Source organism: Rhizobium nepotum 39/7 (assembly GCF_000949865.1).
Classification (GTDB): domain Bacteria; phylum Pseudomonadota; class Alphaproteobacteria; order Rhizobiales; family Rhizobiaceae; genus Agrobacterium; species Agrobacterium nepotum.
In genome coordinates, this window is sequence record NZ_JWJH01000022.1 from 41,758 (window position 1) to 58,016 (window position 16,259).

General features: G+C 60.7%; 15 protein-coding genes. 9 read left to right on the forward strand and 6 right to left on the reverse strand.

Annotated elements, in window-relative coordinates:
* Positions 1 to 11 precede the first annotated feature (11 nt).
* Positions 12 to 455 (reverse strand): hypothetical protein, encoded by a 444-nt coding sequence (locus RS75_RS20930; RefSeq protein ID WP_045024080.1) that lies wholly within the window; start codon positions 453 to 455, stop codon positions 12 to 14.
* Positions 452 to 1,081 carry a DNA-3-methyladenine glycosylase I gene (locus RS75_RS20935; RefSeq protein ID WP_045024082.1) on the reverse strand — a complete coding sequence of 210 codons (630 nt, stop codon included), beginning with the start codon at positions 1,079 to 1,081 and terminating at the stop codon, positions 452 to 454. The genes RS75_RS20930 and RS75_RS20935 overlap by 4 nt, the downstream gene beginning before the upstream one ends.
* Positions 1,082 to 1,317: 236 nt before the next feature.
* On the opposite strand from RS75_RS20935, the gene RS75_RS20940 reads away from it, so the two are divergent.
* Entirely contained in the window at positions 1,318 to 2,094 is a 777-nt protein-coding gene (locus RS75_RS20940; protein WP_045024084.1) for a L,D-transpeptidase, read from the forward strand.
* Positions 2,095 to 2,356: 262 nt separating this feature from the next.
* On the forward strand, positions 2,357 to 3,016 hold the full coding sequence (locus RS75_RS20945; RefSeq protein ID WP_045024129.1) for an outer membrane beta-barrel protein: 660 nt from the start codon (positions 2,357 to 2,359) through the stop codon (positions 3,014 to 3,016).
* Positions 3,017 to 3,244: 228 nt separating this feature from the next.
* Here the strand turns inward: RS75_RS20945 and glcF are convergent, their stop codons facing one another.
* From glcF to RS75_RS20960, 3 genes are all read right to left on the reverse strand, one after another.
* A complete protein-coding gene (glcF, locus tag RS75_RS20950) occupies positions 3,245 to 4,546 on the reverse strand; it encodes a glycolate oxidase subunit GlcF (protein ID WP_045024086.1) in 1,302 nt (433 codons plus the stop codon).
* A 3-nt stretch (positions 4,547 to 4,549) separates the two neighbouring features.
* Positions 4,550 to 5,764, reverse strand: coding sequence for a glycolate oxidase subunit GlcE (gene glcE, locus RS75_RS20955; protein WP_045024088.1), 1,215 nt, complete (start codon positions 5,762 to 5,764; stop codon positions 4,550 to 4,552).
* A gap of 259 nt (positions 5,765 to 6,023) precedes the next feature.
* Complete coding sequence (locus tag RS75_RS20960) at positions 6,024 to 7,472, reverse strand: FAD-linked oxidase C-terminal domain-containing protein (protein ID WP_407691587.1); 1,449 nt, start codon at positions 7,470 to 7,472, stop codon at positions 6,024 to 6,026.
* Positions 7,473 to 7,570: 98 nt separating this feature from the next.
* Here RS75_RS20960 and RS75_RS20965 point away from each other — a divergent pair, with 98 nt between their 5' ends.
* Complete coding sequence (locus RS75_RS20965; protein ID WP_045024131.1) at positions 7,571 to 8,470, forward strand: LysR family transcriptional regulator; 900 nt, start codon at positions 7,571 to 7,573, stop codon at positions 8,468 to 8,470.
* Between the two features lie 27 nt (positions 8,471 to 8,497).
* Here the strand turns inward: RS75_RS20965 and RS75_RS20970 are convergent, their stop codons facing one another.
* Positions 8,498 to 9,772, reverse strand: a complete 1,275-nt coding sequence (locus RS75_RS20970; protein WP_045024090.1) for a DUF3422 family protein — start codon at positions 9,770 to 9,772, stop codon at positions 8,498 to 8,500.
* A 294-nt stretch (positions 9,773 to 10,066) separates the two neighbouring features.
* On the opposite strand from RS75_RS20970, the gene RS75_RS20975 reads away from it, so the two are divergent.
* The 6 genes from RS75_RS20975 (at position 10,067) to RS75_RS21000 (ending at position 16,203) form a co-directional block, all read left to right on the forward strand.
* Positions 10,067 to 10,840, forward strand: coding sequence for a FadR/GntR family transcriptional regulator (locus tag RS75_RS20975; RefSeq protein WP_045024092.1), 774 nt, complete (start codon positions 10,067 to 10,069; stop codon positions 10,838 to 10,840).
* A gap of 102 nt (positions 10,841 to 10,942) precedes the next feature.
* Complete coding sequence (locus RS75_RS20980) at positions 10,943 to 12,289, forward strand: glycosyltransferase family 4 protein (RefSeq protein WP_162484817.1); 1,347 nt, start codon at positions 10,943 to 10,945, stop codon at positions 12,287 to 12,289.
* Positions 12,286 to 13,059: an HAD family hydrolase gene (locus RS75_RS20985; protein WP_045024096.1), complete on the forward strand. Its 774-nt coding sequence runs from the start codon at positions 12,286 to 12,288 to the stop codon at positions 13,057 to 13,059. Before RS75_RS20980 ends, RS75_RS20985 begins: the two co-directional genes overlap by 4 nt.
* Before the next feature lie 280 nt (positions 13,060 to 13,339).
* The gene (locus tag RS75_RS20990) at positions 13,340 to 13,780 is read left to right on the forward strand and encodes an NUDIX hydrolase (protein WP_045024098.1); all 441 of its coding nucleotides are present in this window, start codon (positions 13,340 to 13,342) and stop codon (positions 13,778 to 13,780) included.
* A gap of 160 nt (positions 13,781 to 13,940) precedes the next feature.
* Positions 13,941 to 15,446: an inorganic phosphate transporter gene (locus tag RS75_RS20995; RefSeq protein ID WP_045024101.1), complete on the forward strand. Its 1,506-nt coding sequence runs from the start codon at positions 13,941 to 13,943 to the stop codon at positions 15,444 to 15,446.
* 19 nt (positions 15,447 to 15,465) lie between these two features.
* On the forward strand, positions 15,466 to 16,203 hold the full coding sequence (locus RS75_RS21000; RefSeq protein ID WP_045024103.1) for a 16S rRNA (uracil(1498)-N(3))-methyltransferase: 738 nt from the start codon (positions 15,466 to 15,468) through the stop codon (positions 16,201 to 16,203).
* Positions 16,204 to 16,259 lie beyond the last annotated feature (56 nt).

A 16,259-nucleotide genomic window follows, 5' to 3' on the forward strand; every position in this document is an offset into this window, starting at 1 on the left:
ACGCCGGGGCGTTATTTTCCGGTGCTGACCGTCAGGATATAATGCGCGCCCAGCCCGCGGCGCGGTGATCCCAGGATAAGCGTCGGACGGATCAGCCATTCCGTATCCGTCTTCGGCGTCAGCGTCGCTATCTTACCTCCGGAATCGCTGAAGAAGATAGCATCCTCATTCGGCGTCGAAAAATCGAAGATCGCCATCAGCACGAATTCGCTGGAGGAGGCAAGCTCGACCTTCATCGTCTGTCCGGCCTTGACCTTCAGGCGGTAGACATCGCCGCGCCCGCGCCGCGTCCAGCCATCGAGCTTCAGCGGCCCGGTGGGCGGCAGGCCGACTTCCTTAAGCCTCTCGCCGTCATCCAGCCAGATGCCGTCGACATTGCGGCTTTCCGCGAAGGATTGATGCGGCACGGCCGCCACGGCCATGGTAAGAGCCAGTAGAAGGGACGTTACCTTCATGGACGTACGAACTCCCGCCGCATGGCCTCTATCGGCTGGCGGCAATGACAACCTTCGATATGATCGTTGACCATACCCATGGCCTGCATGAATGCATAGACGGTCGTCGGGCCGACGAAGCTCCAGCCGCGTTTCTTCAAATCCTTGGAAAGACGAATGGACGCGGCGCTGGTGGGGTTGGCCCTTAACGTCGCATAGTCCAGCTTTTGCGGCCTTTCTACGGCGGCGGGCTCGAAACTCCAGAAATAACGGGCGAGAGAACCGAATTCGTGCCGCAGCTCCAGGGCGCGGCGAGCATTGTTGATCGTTGAAACGATCTTGCCGCGATGACGGATAATGCCCTTGTCCGCAACGCAGCGCTCTATCTCGGCTTCCCCGAACTCCGCCACTTTTTCGAACTCGAAATTGGCGAAGGCAAGACGGAACGCCTCGCGCTTGCGCAGAACCGTCAGCCAGGACAAGCCGGACTGAAACCCTTCCAGACAGATCTTTTCGAACAGGCGGCGATCGTCGGTGACGGGGTAACCCCATTCCTCATCGTGGTAACGGCTGTAGTCCTCCAGCCCCTGCTGCCAGAAACACCGCACACGGCCATCCGCGCCCGTTTCAAGTCCCGCTTCGTTCATTCCGCAACAACCCTTTTCCGCTCCCGCAAATCACCGGCGCGGCCTGGCACTTACCACTCATTCACCACGTTTCAAAACCGGGCGCTAACCCTAAATGCAGGTTGCGCTAATGAAGCGCTTTTTAATGAACAGCCATTTACGATTCACTTGCGTCAAGGTGCGAACGTGTCCGGCAAGGCGGGTGAATGATCCCGCGATTGCTATTGTTGCGACATCCCGCAGAGAGAGTCCACCCGATGACGATGAAGTCCGTTTTTCTGGCGCTGAGCCTCGTTTCCACCCTCGCCGCCCCGGCCGCCATGGCCAATGAGCGTTATCGCGAGCGCCCGCCCGTCGTCGTCAGCCCGGATCTTTCCGCTCCTTGGGTCACGCAGCTCGGTGGACGCGGCAATGTGCGGCCTGTGGTTTATCCACGCGCACCTGCTGCACGCCAACCGTTTTTCCAGCAGCGCCAGGCCGCCATGCCGCAACGTCCCAGCTCCGGCGTCACCTCGCAGCGCCCGGCACGGGTGCAGAACGCCGCCGTGCGTCCGAACGCGCCGGTGCGCAGGCAGATCGCCCCACAGTTCCTGCCCCAGATCGTGAGCTACCAGACCACTCAACAACCCGGCACGATCGTCATCGACACGCCGAACCGCTTCCTCTACCTCGTTATGGCCGATGGCAAGGCGCGGCGCTACGGCGTCGGCGTCGGCAAGCCCGGTTTCGAATGGGCCGGGACGCACAAGGTGACCCGCAAGGCGGAATGGCCAAGCTGGACCCCGCCGAAGGAGATGATCAGCCGCGAAGCGACGAAGGGGCATTACCTTCCGGCCTTCATGGAGGGCGGTCCCGCCAACCCGATGGGTGCGCGCGCCATGTATCTCGGCTCCACGCTTTACCGCATCCACGGCACCAACCAGCCCTGGACGATCGGCAGCAACAATTCGTCCGGCTGCATCCGCATGCGCAACGAGGATGTCACTGATCTTTACGAGCGCGTAATCGTCGGAACGACAGTCATTGTGATATGACGGCAACGGTGCCGGTAATACGCTGGCTCCTGGTCGGCGTGGCTGCGCATCGCGCTTGAATTGTTGTCCCAGGGCGATACAATCGTTGCTAGATTGATTGACGAGACTTGGCGGGGGACGCCAGGCGCCGGACCTCTCTCAGGGGGATGATGGAACGGCCTTGAAACGGGTGGTCAAACGACCGCCCGTTTTTCGTTTCTGTCATTCAAATGTTACCGAAAAACGGTTTGGTGCATTTCAGATGTCAATCTGGATTCTCCCCATGCCGCGCCACGCCTCATTTCTCTGCGCCCTGTTGTTCAGCAGCATTTCCCTCTCAACCGCCATGGCGGGAGAATTTGAAATTTCCGGTTACGGCGGCTGGCAGAGCGCGCCACACAGCGACGTGACGGTTTCGGACGGGCCGGACTTCCGGGCCGGGTGGGAAGGCAAGTCGTTTTCCAGCCCGCCCTATTGGGGGGTGCGCGGCACCTACTGGTTCGAGGAAGGCCAACTCAACAATTTCGGCCTCTCGCTCGATTTCACACATGACAAGGTCTATGCCGACGATCAGACGCTTGCCCGCTCCGGCTGGTCGCATTTCGAATTCACCGATGGCCTGAACCTCTTGACGCTGAACGCGCTCTACCGCTTCCCGCTGGAGACATGGCCAGTGACGCCCTATGTCGGCGCGGGCATCGGCATCAACGTGCCGCATGTGGAAGTGACCCGCCCTTCGGGTAAAACCTTCGAATACCAACTCGGCGGCGCAACCCTGCAGGCACAGGCCGGCCTCAGCTACCGCATCACCGACAACTGGTCGACCTTCGTGGAATATAAGGGCACCTATTCCTTTATCGACGTGGATATCGACAATGGCGGCAAGCTCAAGACCGATATCATGACCAATGCAGTGAATTTCGGCGTGGCCTACAAGTTCTAAGGCTGGCCTTGAAATAGAGGGGCTTTCCGGCAGCTGCCAAGGCATCCTCAAACCTCATTCCTGTCACAGGAATCCAGCCGACGCGCGTCTGCGCGGCGAGAAGAGGCCTTTAAGCCCAAGGACTTGGGCTTGCTGGATCCCTGTGACAAGCACAGGGATGAGGAGAGCGAACGACGCACCGGCCCGAATTTGTGTCGTGTACCATAACCCTTACAAGCAAACGGCGCTCTAAGCGGAAAGCCTTGCCGGTTTCGGCCCGCCATAGGCCCAGTCCAGCAGTTCGACCGTGTGCAGGATCGGCATTTCCGTGCCGGTGGCGATCTGCGTGATGCAGCCGATATTGCCGGTGGCGATGACATCCGCCCTCGTCGCCTCGATGTTCTTGACCTTGCGCGCCTTCAGTTTTCCGGAAATCTCCGGCTGCATGATGTTGTAGGTTCCGGCCGACCCGCAGCAGAGGTGCCCTTCCGCCGGATCGCGCACGGTGAAACCCGCCGCCTTCAGCAATTGCTTCGGCGCCATCGTGATCTTCTGGCCGTGCTGCATGGAGCAGGCGGAATGATAGGCGACCGTCAGACCCCGGCTTTCCTGTTGCGGCAGATCGAGCGTGGCGAGATATTCGGTGATGTCCTTCGCGAGCGCCGAGACCCGCGCGGCTTTTTCGGCATAGGCAGGGTCGAGCCGCAGCATATGGCCGTAATCCTTGATCGTGGTGCCGCAGCCGGAGGCCGTGATGATAACGGCGTCAAGACCGCCGCTCTCCATCTCCCGGGTCCATACATCGACATTGCGGCGGGCGGCGGCCAGTGCCTCCGCCTCCCGCCCCATGTGATGCACCAGCGATCCGCAGCAGCCTTCACCCTTCGGCACAACAACCTCGACACCGAGCCGCGCCAGAAGACGGAGCGTCGCCTCATTGATGCCGGGATCGAGCACCGGCTGGGCGCAGCCGGTGAGGATCGCGACGCGACCACGCTTTTGGCCTTCCGCCGCCCGTTCACCCGGGCGGGAGGAAGTGGAGGCGGCAGGGATGGCAGCGGGCGCGAGATCGAGCATGGATTGCAGCGGTTTCAGCGCCGGAAACTTCGCAAGCAGCCCGGCGAAAGGCCGAGCAATCCTTGCCAGATGCAGGGCCAACCGGAAACGGCCGGGATAGGGCAGCACCGCCGCCAGAAGATTGCGGATCAGGCGATCCATGAAAGGACGCTTATAGGTCTGTTCGATATGGGCGCGGGCGTGATCGACCAGATGCATATAGTCCACGCCGGAAGGACAGGTGGTGGTGCAGGCGAGGCACGACAGGCAGCGGTCGATATGGGTGACGACTTCGCGGTCGGCCGGGCGGCTGTTTTCCAGCATGTCCTTGATGAGGTAGATGCGGCCGCGCGGGCTGTCCAGCTCGTTGCCGAGCGTGACATAGGTGGGACAGGTGGCGGTGCAGAAGCCGCAATGCACACATTTGCGCAGGATCTTTTCCGATTCCGCCACATGCGGATCGGCCAGCTGTTCGGGCGTGAAGGATGTTTGCATGGTTCAGACGGCCCTCTCTATCGTTCTGGCCATCTTGCCAGGATTGAAGATGCCCGCCGGATCGAGCTTTTCCCTGATGCGCGCAGACAATATGGCCTCCGCCGCGGGGCGTGGTTCGAATGCCGGCACGGTGGCGCGTATTGCGTCACTCGCCCGCATCAAAGTGGCATGCCCGCCGCCGAGCGCCCGGATGGCGCCGCGCAGCAATTCCGCCTCCGGGTCCGCCTCCATCTGCATCCAGACGAGGCCGCCCTGCCAGTCGTAAAAAGCATCGATGCCGGCTTCCATGCGCAGGGCGGAAACCAGCTTGTGGCCTTCAGTCGGCGCAACGGAGACTTTCCAGAGCGGTTTGGCGTCTTGCCCCGCATAGGGCGCGACATCCCGCACCTGCCGCCATAAAACAGCACTTTCCTCGCCTTCCAGCAGCGTCCACGGCCCGACCCGATCCATGACGGAGAGGAGTTTGGCCGCGCGCGCCTCGACAGAAGCCCCGAGACCTTCCAGCCGCAGGATTGTCGCCGGACCTTCCGGCAGAGCGCCATCGATGAAATGGGCGCGAACGCTTTCCGGCAGATGTGCGGCGCCGGAAACCTCGACGCTCATCGCCATCGCCGCCGCCATGATCCGCGTCGCCGCCTCGTCATCCAGACCGGAGACGACAATCGTTTTCTCCGAAGGCGGTTTCGGCAGCACGCGGAAGGTCACTTCGGTGAGGAAACCGAGCGTGCCGTGTGAACCCGCCAGAAGCTTCGAGAGATCAAGCCCGGTGACATTCTTCATCACCCGGCCGCCAGCCTTGATGATCTCTCCCTGACCGTTGACGAAACGGATGCCGAGCAGGCTGTCGCGCGCAGCACCCGCCACAAAACGGCGCGGGCCGGAGACGTTGGCGGCGAAAACGCCGCCAACGGTCGGCTCGCCTTTAGTTCCCATGATCGGGCGGTGATCCATCGGCTCGAAGGCCATCATCTGGCGGTTTTCGGCAAGGGCGGCTTCAACGATGGCGAGCGGTGTTCCGGCCTTTACGGTCATGACCATTTCGGCAGGGACGTAGGAAACGATGCCGGTGATGGCGCGGGAGGTGAGGATGGTTTCTGCCGCCACCGCGTTGCCGAAACCGGCGCGGCTATTGCCGCCGAAGATTTTCAGCGGGGCCTTTCGGGCCGCGTGGTCGCGGATGATGTCGGCGGCTTGCGTTTCTGCGTAGGGCGTCAGCATGGAGTGGCGGCCTTTGAGCAAGAGGGAGCGCGCTCCGAGTGTGCGATATACCCCTCCGAGCAAGAGATACCCCCCTCTGCCCTGCCGGGCATCTCCCCCACAGGTGGGGAGATCGGCAAGACGCACCTGCGTCGCTCTATCTCGGCCGATAAGAAAGGCGAGACCTTGCCGCGAGTCGATCTCCCCACCTGTGGGGGAGATGCCCGGCAGGGCAGAGGGGGGTAAACCGCACCCTCCAAGGCAATTAAGTTAAAGCACCTCAATTTCGTCCCTCCAACGGAAACACCTTAGAAGGGTTCATCAACCAGTCCTCATCAAAAGCAGCGCGCACCGCCATCTGCTGTGCAAGATCGGCCTCGCCAAATTGATGCCGCATCAGGTCGCGTTTTTCGATGCCGACACCGTGTTCGCCGGTGAGGCAGCCGCCGGCATCGACGCAGAGCTTCAATATCTCGTTGCCCGCCTCTTCGGCGCGGGCGGCGTCGTCCGGGTCGTTAGCGTTGAACAGGATGAGAGGGTGCATGTTGCCATCGCCCGCATGAAAAACATTGGCGACACGCAGGCCGAGCCGGTCGGTGATCTCACTCGTCTTTTTCAGCACGTAAGAAAGCTGAGAGAGCGGCACCGTGCCGTCCATGCAGATATAATCGGCGATACGCCCCGTCGCGCCGAAAGCGGATTTGCGACCTTTCCAGATCGCCGCCGCCTCCATGGCCGACTGGCATTCCCTCACCGTCTTTACGCCGTGTTTTTTCGCGATAGCGACGATATCGGCCAGCATGGCGTCCATTTCCGCATCGGAGCCTTCGACCTCGACGATCAAAAGCGCGCCGACATCCAGCGGATATCCGGCCTTGGCGAAGGCCTCGCAAATCTCGATTGCCGGCTTGTCCATGAATTCGATGGCGACCGGAATGATGCCCGCACCGATGATATCGGCCACGCAGGAACCCGCACTTTCAGAGGTTTCGAACCCGAACAGCACCGGGCGTGCACCTTCGGGCTTGGCGATCAGCCGCACCGTCGCCTCCGTGACGATGCCGAGCTGGCCTTCCGAACCGCAGACGAGGGCGAGCAGATCATAACCGGCGGCGTCAAGATGTTTGCCGCCCAGTTCCAGCACCGTGCCATCCACCAGCACCATTTTCACGCCGAGCAGATTATTGGTGGTGACGCCGTATTTCAGGCAATGCGCACCGCCGGAATTCATACCGATATTGCCGCCGATGGTGCAGGCAAGCTGCGAGCTTGGGTCCGGCGCATAAAAGAAGCCTTCCGCACCGGCCGCATCGGAAATGGAGAGATTGGTGACGCCCGCCTGTACCCTTGCCGTGCGATTGTAAAAATCGAGTTCGAGGATCGAGAACATCTTCGAAAGGCCGATCACCACCGCATCTTCCTGTGGTATCGCGCCGCCGGAAAGCGAGGTGCCAGCACCACGCGGCACGACCGGAATGCCGTAACGGTGACAATATTTCAGCACCGCCGCGACCTGCTCGGTCGTCTTCGGCAAGGCGACGGCCAGCGGCAGGCGGCGGTAGGAAACGAAAGCATCGGTCTCGAAAGGCACAAGCTCACGCGGCTCATGCACGAGACAGTCTTCAGGAAGAATATCCTTCAGATCGGATATGATGCGGTCACGGCTTGATAAAACCGCCGCACGCGGCTCCAGAAACTTGATCGGCTGCGTCACCGCCCCCTCCTCCATGCACATCTTGCCAAGTGGTATTGTTTCTTTACCACTTTGAAGGAGCGCAATCAAATGTTATGGATTTTTTCCCTTACGGAAACAATCGGGAGGCAACTGTGACAAATCTGGGCGATCTGGAAGTCTTCGCAAGCGTTGCCGCCTCCGGCAGTATGTCGCTGGCCGCCAAGGAGCTTGGCTTTTCGCCCGCCGTCATTTCCAAGCGCATCAAGCGGCTGGAAGAAAAGCTCGGCGCGCGGCTTTTCCAGCGCACCACCAGGCGAATTTCGCTAACGGAAGCAGGCCAGGGCTTTTACGAGCGGGTGCTTGCCGTGCTGGAAGGGCTGGAGGACGCCGAGGATTTCGTGTCCGGCCGGGCCAATACCGTCAACGGCACGCTGAAAGTCTCCGCCCCCACCTCCTTCGGGCGCATGCATATCGCGCCGCATTTGAAGACATTCATGGAGCGGCACCCGGACCTGTCGGTCAATCTGGTGCTCAGCGATGAATTCATCGATATTATCGAAGGCGGCTACGATCTGGCGATCCGTATCGCCGATCTCAATTCCTCCAGCCTCGTCGCCCGCCGTCTGGCGCCGGTTCGTCGGGTGCTCTGCGCCTCGACGGACTATGTGGCCGCCCACGGCATGCCGGCGTCGATCGAGGATATGAAGAAGCACCGCTGCCTGCCGGCCCACAACAACGATATCTGGCGGCTGGAAGGACCGGGCGGCGCGCTCAGCATCCGCCCGGAAGGCATGCTGGTCACCAATTCCAGCGAGGTGATCCGCGAGGCGGTGATATCAGGGCTAGGGATCGCGCTGCGCTCCACCTGGGATATCGGCCACGAATTGCGCGCCGGTCGGCTAGTGCAGGTTCTGCCCGCCTATGAAGGATCGCGAAACGTCACGCTTTCTGCGGTTTACCCGAGCCGGCAGTTCCTGCCCGCGAAAGTGCGGCTGTTCATTGACTATCTGGCCGGGCTTTATGGGCCGTCACCCTATTGGGAAGAGGGCTGAAGGCCCGGTCTGCCAGTGGTCGGCTAGTCAGTGGCCACCCTCGACATGGGAGCGACGGACGCGGCGCACCACCCACCAGACGCCGAGCACGGCGAAGGGGACGGAGAGGCCGGTGACGACGGCGGGATCGACCGGCAGCATGTCGTGGCTGATCGCCTTGGTGAGATAACCGATAAGGCCGACGACGTAATAGGAGATGGCGGCCACCGACAGCCCTTCCACCGTCTGCTGCAGGCGAAGCTGCATGGCGGCGCGCTTGTTCATGGTGTTCAGGAGCACCGTGTTCTGCCGCTCCAGCTCCACGTCGATCCAGCTTCTGACGAGAGCCGTGGCGCGATAGAGCTTGCGTGACAGGTTGGCCTGTCTCTCCTCGACGGACTGGCAGGTGCGCATGGCGGGCGCCAGCCGTCTTTCCAGAAAGCTGCCCATGGTCTCGTGCCCCTGAACCGGCGTTTCCGCAAGCGCGCGGATGCGCTCGCGCACGATGCCGTCATAGGCGCGGCTCGCGCCGAAGCGATAGAGGCTGAGCGCGGCGTTGGCTTCCAGTTCCGCCGCAAGCCGGGTCATCTCCGCCAGAAGCGCATCGGCCTCGTCGCGCGCGCCGTTTTTCATGCGCTGGGTAATGCCCGTCAAACCGTCCTCGATGCGGCGGATTTCCGGCGACAGCGTCTGCGCCATCGGCAGGCCGAGCATGGCGAGCGTTCGATAGGTCTCGATATCCAGCAGCCGCTGCACCAGCGCGCCGCGGCTATAATCGCTCAAGCCCCGGTCGATTACCAATATCTGCGTCAGCCCATCGCGATCCTGCCGAAAATCGGTGAGGATCGTTGCCTGACCGTCGCGCACGTCGCTGTGACAGAGGCTCGTCGGTTCGAACATGGTTTCCGCATTGGCGAGCGTTCCGCTTTCGGGACGGATTTCCAGCCGCACACCTGAGATCAGCGAGCCGGGCGGCGAAAAGCCGTCGCCGAAGGGGTCGCCGACAATGTCGCCACCGAATTTTTCCGGCGCGGGGCCGTCCCAGAACCAGGTCGAGAATTCGGTATGCCGCTCCCAGCGCAGCGTGCCCTGCCCCCAGGGCATGGCGTGATGGCGGGCATCGCGTTCCGGCGGCGCAACGCCACGGCTGCGCGACATTTCCGCAATGACCGAGTGATGCACGGCCGAGCCGCCATCCATCATGAAAGCAAGCTGGACGATGATGCGCGACGGGGCCAAAAGCACTGTCGGGCGCGCATGAACCTCGCCGAGAGCCAGCGACCTCTCCGGCGCGCTTGCGAAAGCAAATCTACCCTTGGCCATTGCGATATCGTCCCCGCCTGCTTCGCCGGTTTTCTAGAGCATCCATCGCGATGATGACACCGCAATCGAGGCCGATGTAATTGTTTTGATGCACCTGACGGCAAAAAAACCGCCATCACCACCCTGTCCGGGTGCAGCTTTAACAAAAGCCAGTTTAAAAAGGCAGGTGCCGTGTTGCCGCAGGCATGACGCAAAGCTTGCGGCAGAACTGGACAGAATATTTGACCAGTGCGATGCTTCGCTGATAATTTGCCCCATCGAATACGGGGCGGGATTTCGCCGGAGAATGTTGCGATGGACGAAACACTATTCGCCCGAATAGAGCACAGCCGCACATCGCAGGAGGTGATCTTACGTTTCGAGGAGCTGATCCTCGATGGCATATTGCGCGATGGCGACCGGCTGCCCGGCGAGCGGGAACTGGCGCAGAAGCTCGACGTCTCACGGCCGATCCTGCGGGAAGCGTTGAAGGAACTCGAAACGCGCGGCCTTCTCACCAGCAGGCATGGCGGCGGCACCTATGTCGCCGATATTGTCGGCCCGGTCTTTTCCGATCCCTTAAGCGCGTTGATCACCCGCCACAGCCGGGCAACGCGGGATTTTCTAGAATATCGCCGTTATATCGAGGGCATGGCCGCCGAGCTTGCGGCACAGCGCGCGACCGAACCGGACAGGCGCAACCTCGCGGCCATCGTCGAAAAAATGCGTCTCGCCCATGAGGCGGGCCATTTCGAGGACGAGCTGACGGGTGATGTGGAATTTCACAACGCCATTGGCGAGGCGGCACACAATATCGTGCTGATGCACACATTGCGGTCCTGCTACCGGCTTTTAAGCGACGACATCTTCTATAACCGCCACCTCATCTTCACCGTTGCGGGCGCACATGACGAGGTGCTGAGACAGCATATCGCCATCCACGACACCATTGCGAGTGGCGATGCGGCGGCGGCAAGGGCGGCGGCGGAAGCCCATATCGACTTCATCGTCGACACCACATCGAAGGCGCATCAGGCTCAGGAATGGGACCGGATTTCACGTCTGCGGCAACAGCAGCGAAACGCCTAAACCGTCGCCAGACGAAATACGCAGTCGCTTTTATTCACATTTTTATGGAACCTTTTGTCCGTTTCGGTCTTTTTATCGGGTTAATTGGAAAAATTTACCAAGATGGGACCCATGACAACCACGAGCGAAACTGAACGTTATCCGCGGATAGCTCTCATATCGACGCATGGCTATGTCGCCGCGCACCCGCCACTCGGCGCGGCAGACACCGGGGGACAGGTGGTTTATGTGCTTGAGCTTGCACGCAAACTCGGCCAGCTCGGTTACACTGTCGATCTCTATACCCGCCGCTTCGAAGACCAGCCGGAATTCGACGAAGTTGACGAGCGCGTCCGTGTGGTGCGCATTCCCTGCGGCGGCCGCGATTTCATTCCCAAGGAATATCTGCACCGCCACCTGATGGAATGGTGCGAAAACGCATTGCGCTTCATCAAGAAAAACGACCTCAACTACTCTTTCATCAACAGCCATTACTGGGATGCAGGCGTGGCCGGGCAGCGGCTTTCCGAAGCGCTGAAAATCCCCCATCTGCATACGCCGCATTCGCTCGGCCTCTGGAAAAAACGCCAGATGGAGACCGACTATCCGGAAAAGGCCGATACGTTCGAACTGGAGTTCAATTTCAGGGAACGCATCCAGCACGAACTCATCATCTATCGCAGCTGCGACATGGTGATTGCCACGACCCCGGTGCAGCTCGACGTTCTGATCGAGGATTATGGTCTGAAGCGCAAGCATATCCACATGATCCCGCCGGGTTACGACGACAACCGCTTCTTCCCCGTCTCGGATGCGACGCGGCAGATGATCCGGCAGCGTTTCGGCTTTGAAGGCAAGACGGTGCTGGCGCTTGGACGCCTTGCCACCAACAAGGGTTACGATCTGCTGATCGACGGATTTTCCGTGCTGGCGCAGCGGGAACCGGAAGCCAGGCTGCATCTGGCCGTCGGCGGCGAAAACATGGACGAGCAGGAAACGACCATCCTCAACCAACTGAAAGAGCGGGTCAAATCGCTCGATCTGGAAGACAAGGTGGCGTTCTCCGGCTATGTCGAGGACGAGGATTTGCCTGATATCTATCGGGCAGCCGATCTTTTCGTGCTTTCAAGCCGTTACGAACCCTTCGGCATGACCGCGATCGAGGCCATGGCCAGCGGCACGCCGACCGTCGTGACGATCCATGGCGGGCTGTTCCGCGCCGTCAGTTATGGCCGCCACGCGCTGTTTGCCGATCCCTTCGACAAGGAAGATCTCGGCATCACCATGATGAAGCCGTTCAAGCATGAGCGGCTCTACGGACGGCTTTCCCGCATGGGCGCGCATAAGGCGCGCAGCCTCTTCACCTGGACGGGTATCGCCCAGCAATTGCTGGCGCTGGTGGAAGGCAGGACGATGATGCCGGTTCTGGAAGAATCCGACTGGGCCGAACCATGGAACGACGGCGATTGAGACCGCTTCGCCTTTTCTCCACCGATCTCGACGGAACCGTCGTCGGCGATAATGACGCCACGCGCCGGTTCCGCGATTTCTGGCAATCGCTGCCGGACGATCTTCGCCCGGTCCTCGTCTTCAACAGCGGCAGGCTGATCGACGATCAGCTTGCGCTCATCGAAGAGGTGCCCCTGCCCCGGCCTGACTATATCATTGGCGGCGTCGGCACCATGCTGCACGCCAGGGAGCGAAGCGAGCTGGAAAGCGCCTATACGCATTCGCTCGGCACGGGTTTCGACCGGCAAAAGATCGCGGATGTCATGGCCGGCCTGCCGGGCGTGACCATGCAGGCGGAACGATACCAGCACGGCCTGAAATCCAGCTGGTTCCTGCATGGCGCGGAGGAAAAGACGCTCGGCGAGATCGAAACCGCACTTGTGGCGGCGGATATCGATGCCCGGATTGTCTATTCCAGCAATCGTGACCTCGACATATTGCCGAAGGCCGCCGACAAGGGCGCGGCATTGGCATGGTTATGTGGACAACTGCGTATCGGCCTCGACGAATCAGTTGTGGCGGGCGATACTGGCAACGACCGGGCAATGTTCGAATTGAACGGCGTTCGCGGCGTGATCGTGGGTAATGCCCTGCCGGAGCTTGTCTCGCTGGCGGATCAAGACAGCCGTTTTTTCCTCTCGAGCGCGACGGAAGCAAACGGTGTAATCGAAGGTCTCCGGCATTGGGGACTGGGACTGCATCCCGGTCAACGCAATTCCGACACCGATTGATAGCGGTTTAGCACTCCGGACAACGTGAAAGCAGACAGATGCGGAATTGCCGCAATCGGCTGTTTGTCTGGGGAACCGCCCGGACGAAATTCCCGTTCGCAAAACTGCCGCCTCCATTTTTGCCCCAAAGGCTTCATCAGCGTGAAGACAGTAGTGGGTTAAGGGCAATGGGGGATTGGCGCAGCATGCGGGATGTCTATATTAGCAACTATGGCTGACCAATAATAAGGACTTATTCGGATTGAAGATTTTGAATCGATTGGCGACAGATGTTGGCTTGATGTTGCGCAGACCGCCGCGACAGCAATATGCAGCGCTGTGCTATCGATTTTCCAAAAAACATCCGGAACCGGAAGTCCTGTTGCTGACAAGCAGGGATACCGGACGCTGGGTCATTCCCAAAGGCTGGCCCATGGCCAACAAGAAGGCCCATGCGGTGGCCGAACAGGAAGCCTATGAGGAAGCCGGCGTCAAAGGCAGGGTGGATAAGGCCCCCTTCGGATTTTATGAATATGAGAAAAAGCTGAACAGCGGCATCAATGTGCTGTGCAAGGTTCAGGTCCATCTGCTCGAAGTGGCGGAGTTGCAGGACAGCTTTCCGGAAAAAGAGTCCCGGCGGCTGGAATGGGTCAGCCCCGAAGAGGCGGCCGCGCGGGTTAACGAACCGGAACTGAAAGCGCTTATGCTGGCTTTCGACAAGCGGATGGCGCTTTCGAAATAGCGCGAATGCCCTGATAGTGGCAATTTGCGGTTTGTTTTTCCAACATGGCTTTTACCGTCTTTCATTTTGGAAAGATGTGCGAGATGTAACAGTCTTTCTGTAATTGCCTTCAGCCCGCGAAATTGCCGGACGAAAAGGAATGCTGGCGAACGAGGTCTGAATGGCAATAAAGCCGTCACCGAAGATGAAGTCGACGCTCGACAAGGATCTCGACAAGATCACCCGTGTCGAAGAGGCGACGCTGCACGTCACGCAGCAGCTTGCCGGGCTTGGCGCGGGGGTGATGTTCGTCGTTCTCGCCGCCATATTCGCCGGCGTTTTCGTCACCGGCACGGCGGGTGCCGCGATCATCATCGCCGCCGTCGCCATCGGCGCCTATATGGCGATCAACATCGGCGCGAACGACGTGACGAACAATGTCGGCCCCGCGGTCGGCGCCAAGGCCCTGCCGCTTGCGGCAGCGCTGATCATCGCGGCCATCTGCGAGATCGCGGGCGCGCTGATCACCGGCGGCAACGTCGTCGAGACCATTTCCAGCGGCATCATCAACATCCAGACCATTCCCGACAGGACGGCTTTTTCCTGGGCGATGTTGTCCGCTCTGCTCGCCGCCGGCCTTCTCGTCAATATCTCGACCTGGACGAAAGCGCCTATCTCCACCACCCATACGGTGGTCGGCGGGGTCGCCGGCGCGGGAATGGCGGCCTACGGAGCAAAAGCGGTGGACTGGCTGTCGCTCGGCAGCATCGCCTTCGCCTGGGTGCTCGCACCCTTCATCAGTGCCGCCATCGCCATTGCCATTCTCGCCTTCATCAAGGAATTCATCATCTACCGCGAGGACAAGATCAGTTCTGCGCGGCGCTGGGTGCCGGTTCTCATCGGCTTGATGGCGGGCGTTTTCACCGCCTACCTCATCTGGGTCGGATTACGGCAGCTCATGCATGTGTCGCTTGGCCAGGCGAGCGCTATCGGACTGGCGACGGGCCTCGTCGCCTGGCGGCTCTGTGTGCCGATCATTCGCAAACAATCGGTGGGGCTGGAGAACCGCAACCAGTCGCTGCGAACGCTGTTCCAGTGGCCGCTCGTTCTCGCCGCCGGGCTGATGTCCTTCGCGCATGGGGCAAATGACGTTTCCAACGCCATCGGCCCGGTGGTGGCCATCGTGCGGGCTTTGCACGACGAAGCGGTGCAGACATCCGCCCGCGCACCGCTCTGGGTGATGCTGGTCGGCGCGTTCGGGCTTTCCTGCGGTATTCTTCTTTATGGCCCGCGCCTCATCCGCCTTGTCGGCGAACAGATCACCAAGCTCAACCCGATGCGCGCTTTCTGCGTTTCCGTGGCCACGGCGCTGACCGTTCTTGTCGCCTCGCGCTTCGGCCTGCCGGTCAGCACCACCCACACGGCCATCGGCGCGGTGTTCGGCGTCGGCTTCTTCCGCGAATGGTACACGCAGACATCGCGACGGCGGCAGGAACTCGTTCAGGTTGGCGCCGGCGCACCCCGCCGCACCAACAGATATGTGGACAATCCTTCCGAGGTGCGCCGCCGTTATCTCGTCCGGCGCTCCCACTTCATGACGATCATTGCCGCCTGGCTGGTGACAGTCCCCGCGAGCGCGACGCTTGCGGCGCTGCTCTATTGGCTTATGTCTTTCCTCTTTCTCTGACGCTGAAACCGAAAATCCCATGCGCGCAAATTTCCGGATGCAACGCCTGTTCGTCGAAACCCCGCTTGATGCGGGCGTGGCACAGGAGGCGACGACCGAACAATTCAATTACCTCGCCAATGTGCTGCGCATGACCGACGGCGCGGAAATCCTGCTGTTCAATGGCCGCGACGGCGAATGGAAGGCGAAACTTTCCTTCCCGAGCCGTAAGAAAATCGTCCTTATCCCTCTGGAACAGACACGACCGCAGCCGGACGCACCGGATCTGCACTACCTGTTTGCGCCGCTGAAAGTCGGGCGGATGGATTATCTGGTGCAGAAGGCTGTCGAGATGGGGGCAGGCCTGCTGCAACCGGTGATGACGCAGCATGTTCAGGGCAAGATCCACAATACCGAAAAGCTGCGCGCCAACGCCATCGAGGCTGCCGAGCAATGCGGCATTCTGTCCCTGCCTGAAGTGGCCGAGCCGGTGAAGCTGAGAGACATGCTCGAGACATGGCCGCGCGACCGGCGCATCATCTATTGCGACGAAGGCGATGCGGGACAAAATCCGCTGCCTGTTTTGCAGTCGATCAAGGAGCGCAAAATCGCTCTGCTGGTCGGCCCGGAAGGCGGGTTTTCCGAAGAGGAAAGGGAGCTTCTGCGCAGCCTTGCCTTCATCACCCCCATTCCGCTCGGGCCTCGCATTCTCAGGGCCGATACCGCCGCGGTTGCAGCTCTTGCAGTCATTCAGGCGGCTATCGGCGACTGGAACTGAACGGCAGCATTGCACTTCATGCATCTTTAAAAGAAATTCATTTGCCTCCGGATACG

Coding starts and splice junctions, on each gene's coding strand:
- glcE (WP_045024088.1), bottom strand. CDS start 5,764: ATGCTGACGCCCTACGCAGAAACGCAAGCCGCCGACATCATCCGCGAC.
- RS75_RS20960 (WP_407691587.1), bottom strand. CDS start 7,472: ATGGAGGAGGGGGCGGTGACGCAGCCGATCAAGTTTCTGGAGCCGCGT.
- RS75_RS20940 (WP_045024084.1), top strand. CDS start 1,318: ATGACGATGAAGTCCGTTTTTCTGGCGCTGAGCCTCGTTTCCACCCTC.
- glcF (WP_045024086.1), bottom strand. CDS start 4,546: ATGCAAACATCCTTCACGCCCGAACAGCTGGCCGATCCGCATGTGGCG.
- RS75_RS20930 (WP_045024080.1), bottom strand. CDS start 455: ATGAAGGTAACGTCCCTTCTACTGGCTCTTACCATGGCCGTGGCGGCC.
- RS75_RS20995 (WP_045024101.1), top strand. CDS start 13,941: ATGGCAATAAAGCCGTCACCGAAGATGAAGTCGACGCTCGACAAGGAT.
- RS75_RS20945 (WP_045024129.1), top strand. CDS start 2,357: ATGCCGCGCCACGCCTCATTTCTCTGCGCCCTGTTGTTCAGCAGCATT.
- RS75_RS20975 (WP_045024092.1), top strand. CDS start 10,067: ATGGACGAAACACTATTCGCCCGAATAGAGCACAGCCGCACATCGCAG.
- RS75_RS21000 (WP_045024103.1), top strand. CDS start 15,466: ATGCGCGCAAATTTCCGGATGCAACGCCTGTTCGTCGAAACCCCGCTT.
- RS75_RS20990 (WP_045024098.1), top strand. CDS start 13,340: ATGTTGCGCAGACCGCCGCGACAGCAATATGCAGCGCTGTGCTATCGA.
- RS75_RS20935 (WP_045024082.1), bottom strand. CDS start 1,081: ATGAACGAAGCGGGACTTGAAACGGGCGCGGATGGCCGTGTGCGGTGT.
- RS75_RS20970 (WP_045024090.1), bottom strand. CDS start 9,772: ATGGCCAAGGGTAGATTTGCTTTCGCAAGCGCGCCGGAGAGGTCGCTG.
- RS75_RS20980 (WP_162484817.1), top strand. CDS start 10,943: ATGGGACCCATGACAACCACGAGCGAAACTGAACGTTATCCGCGGATA.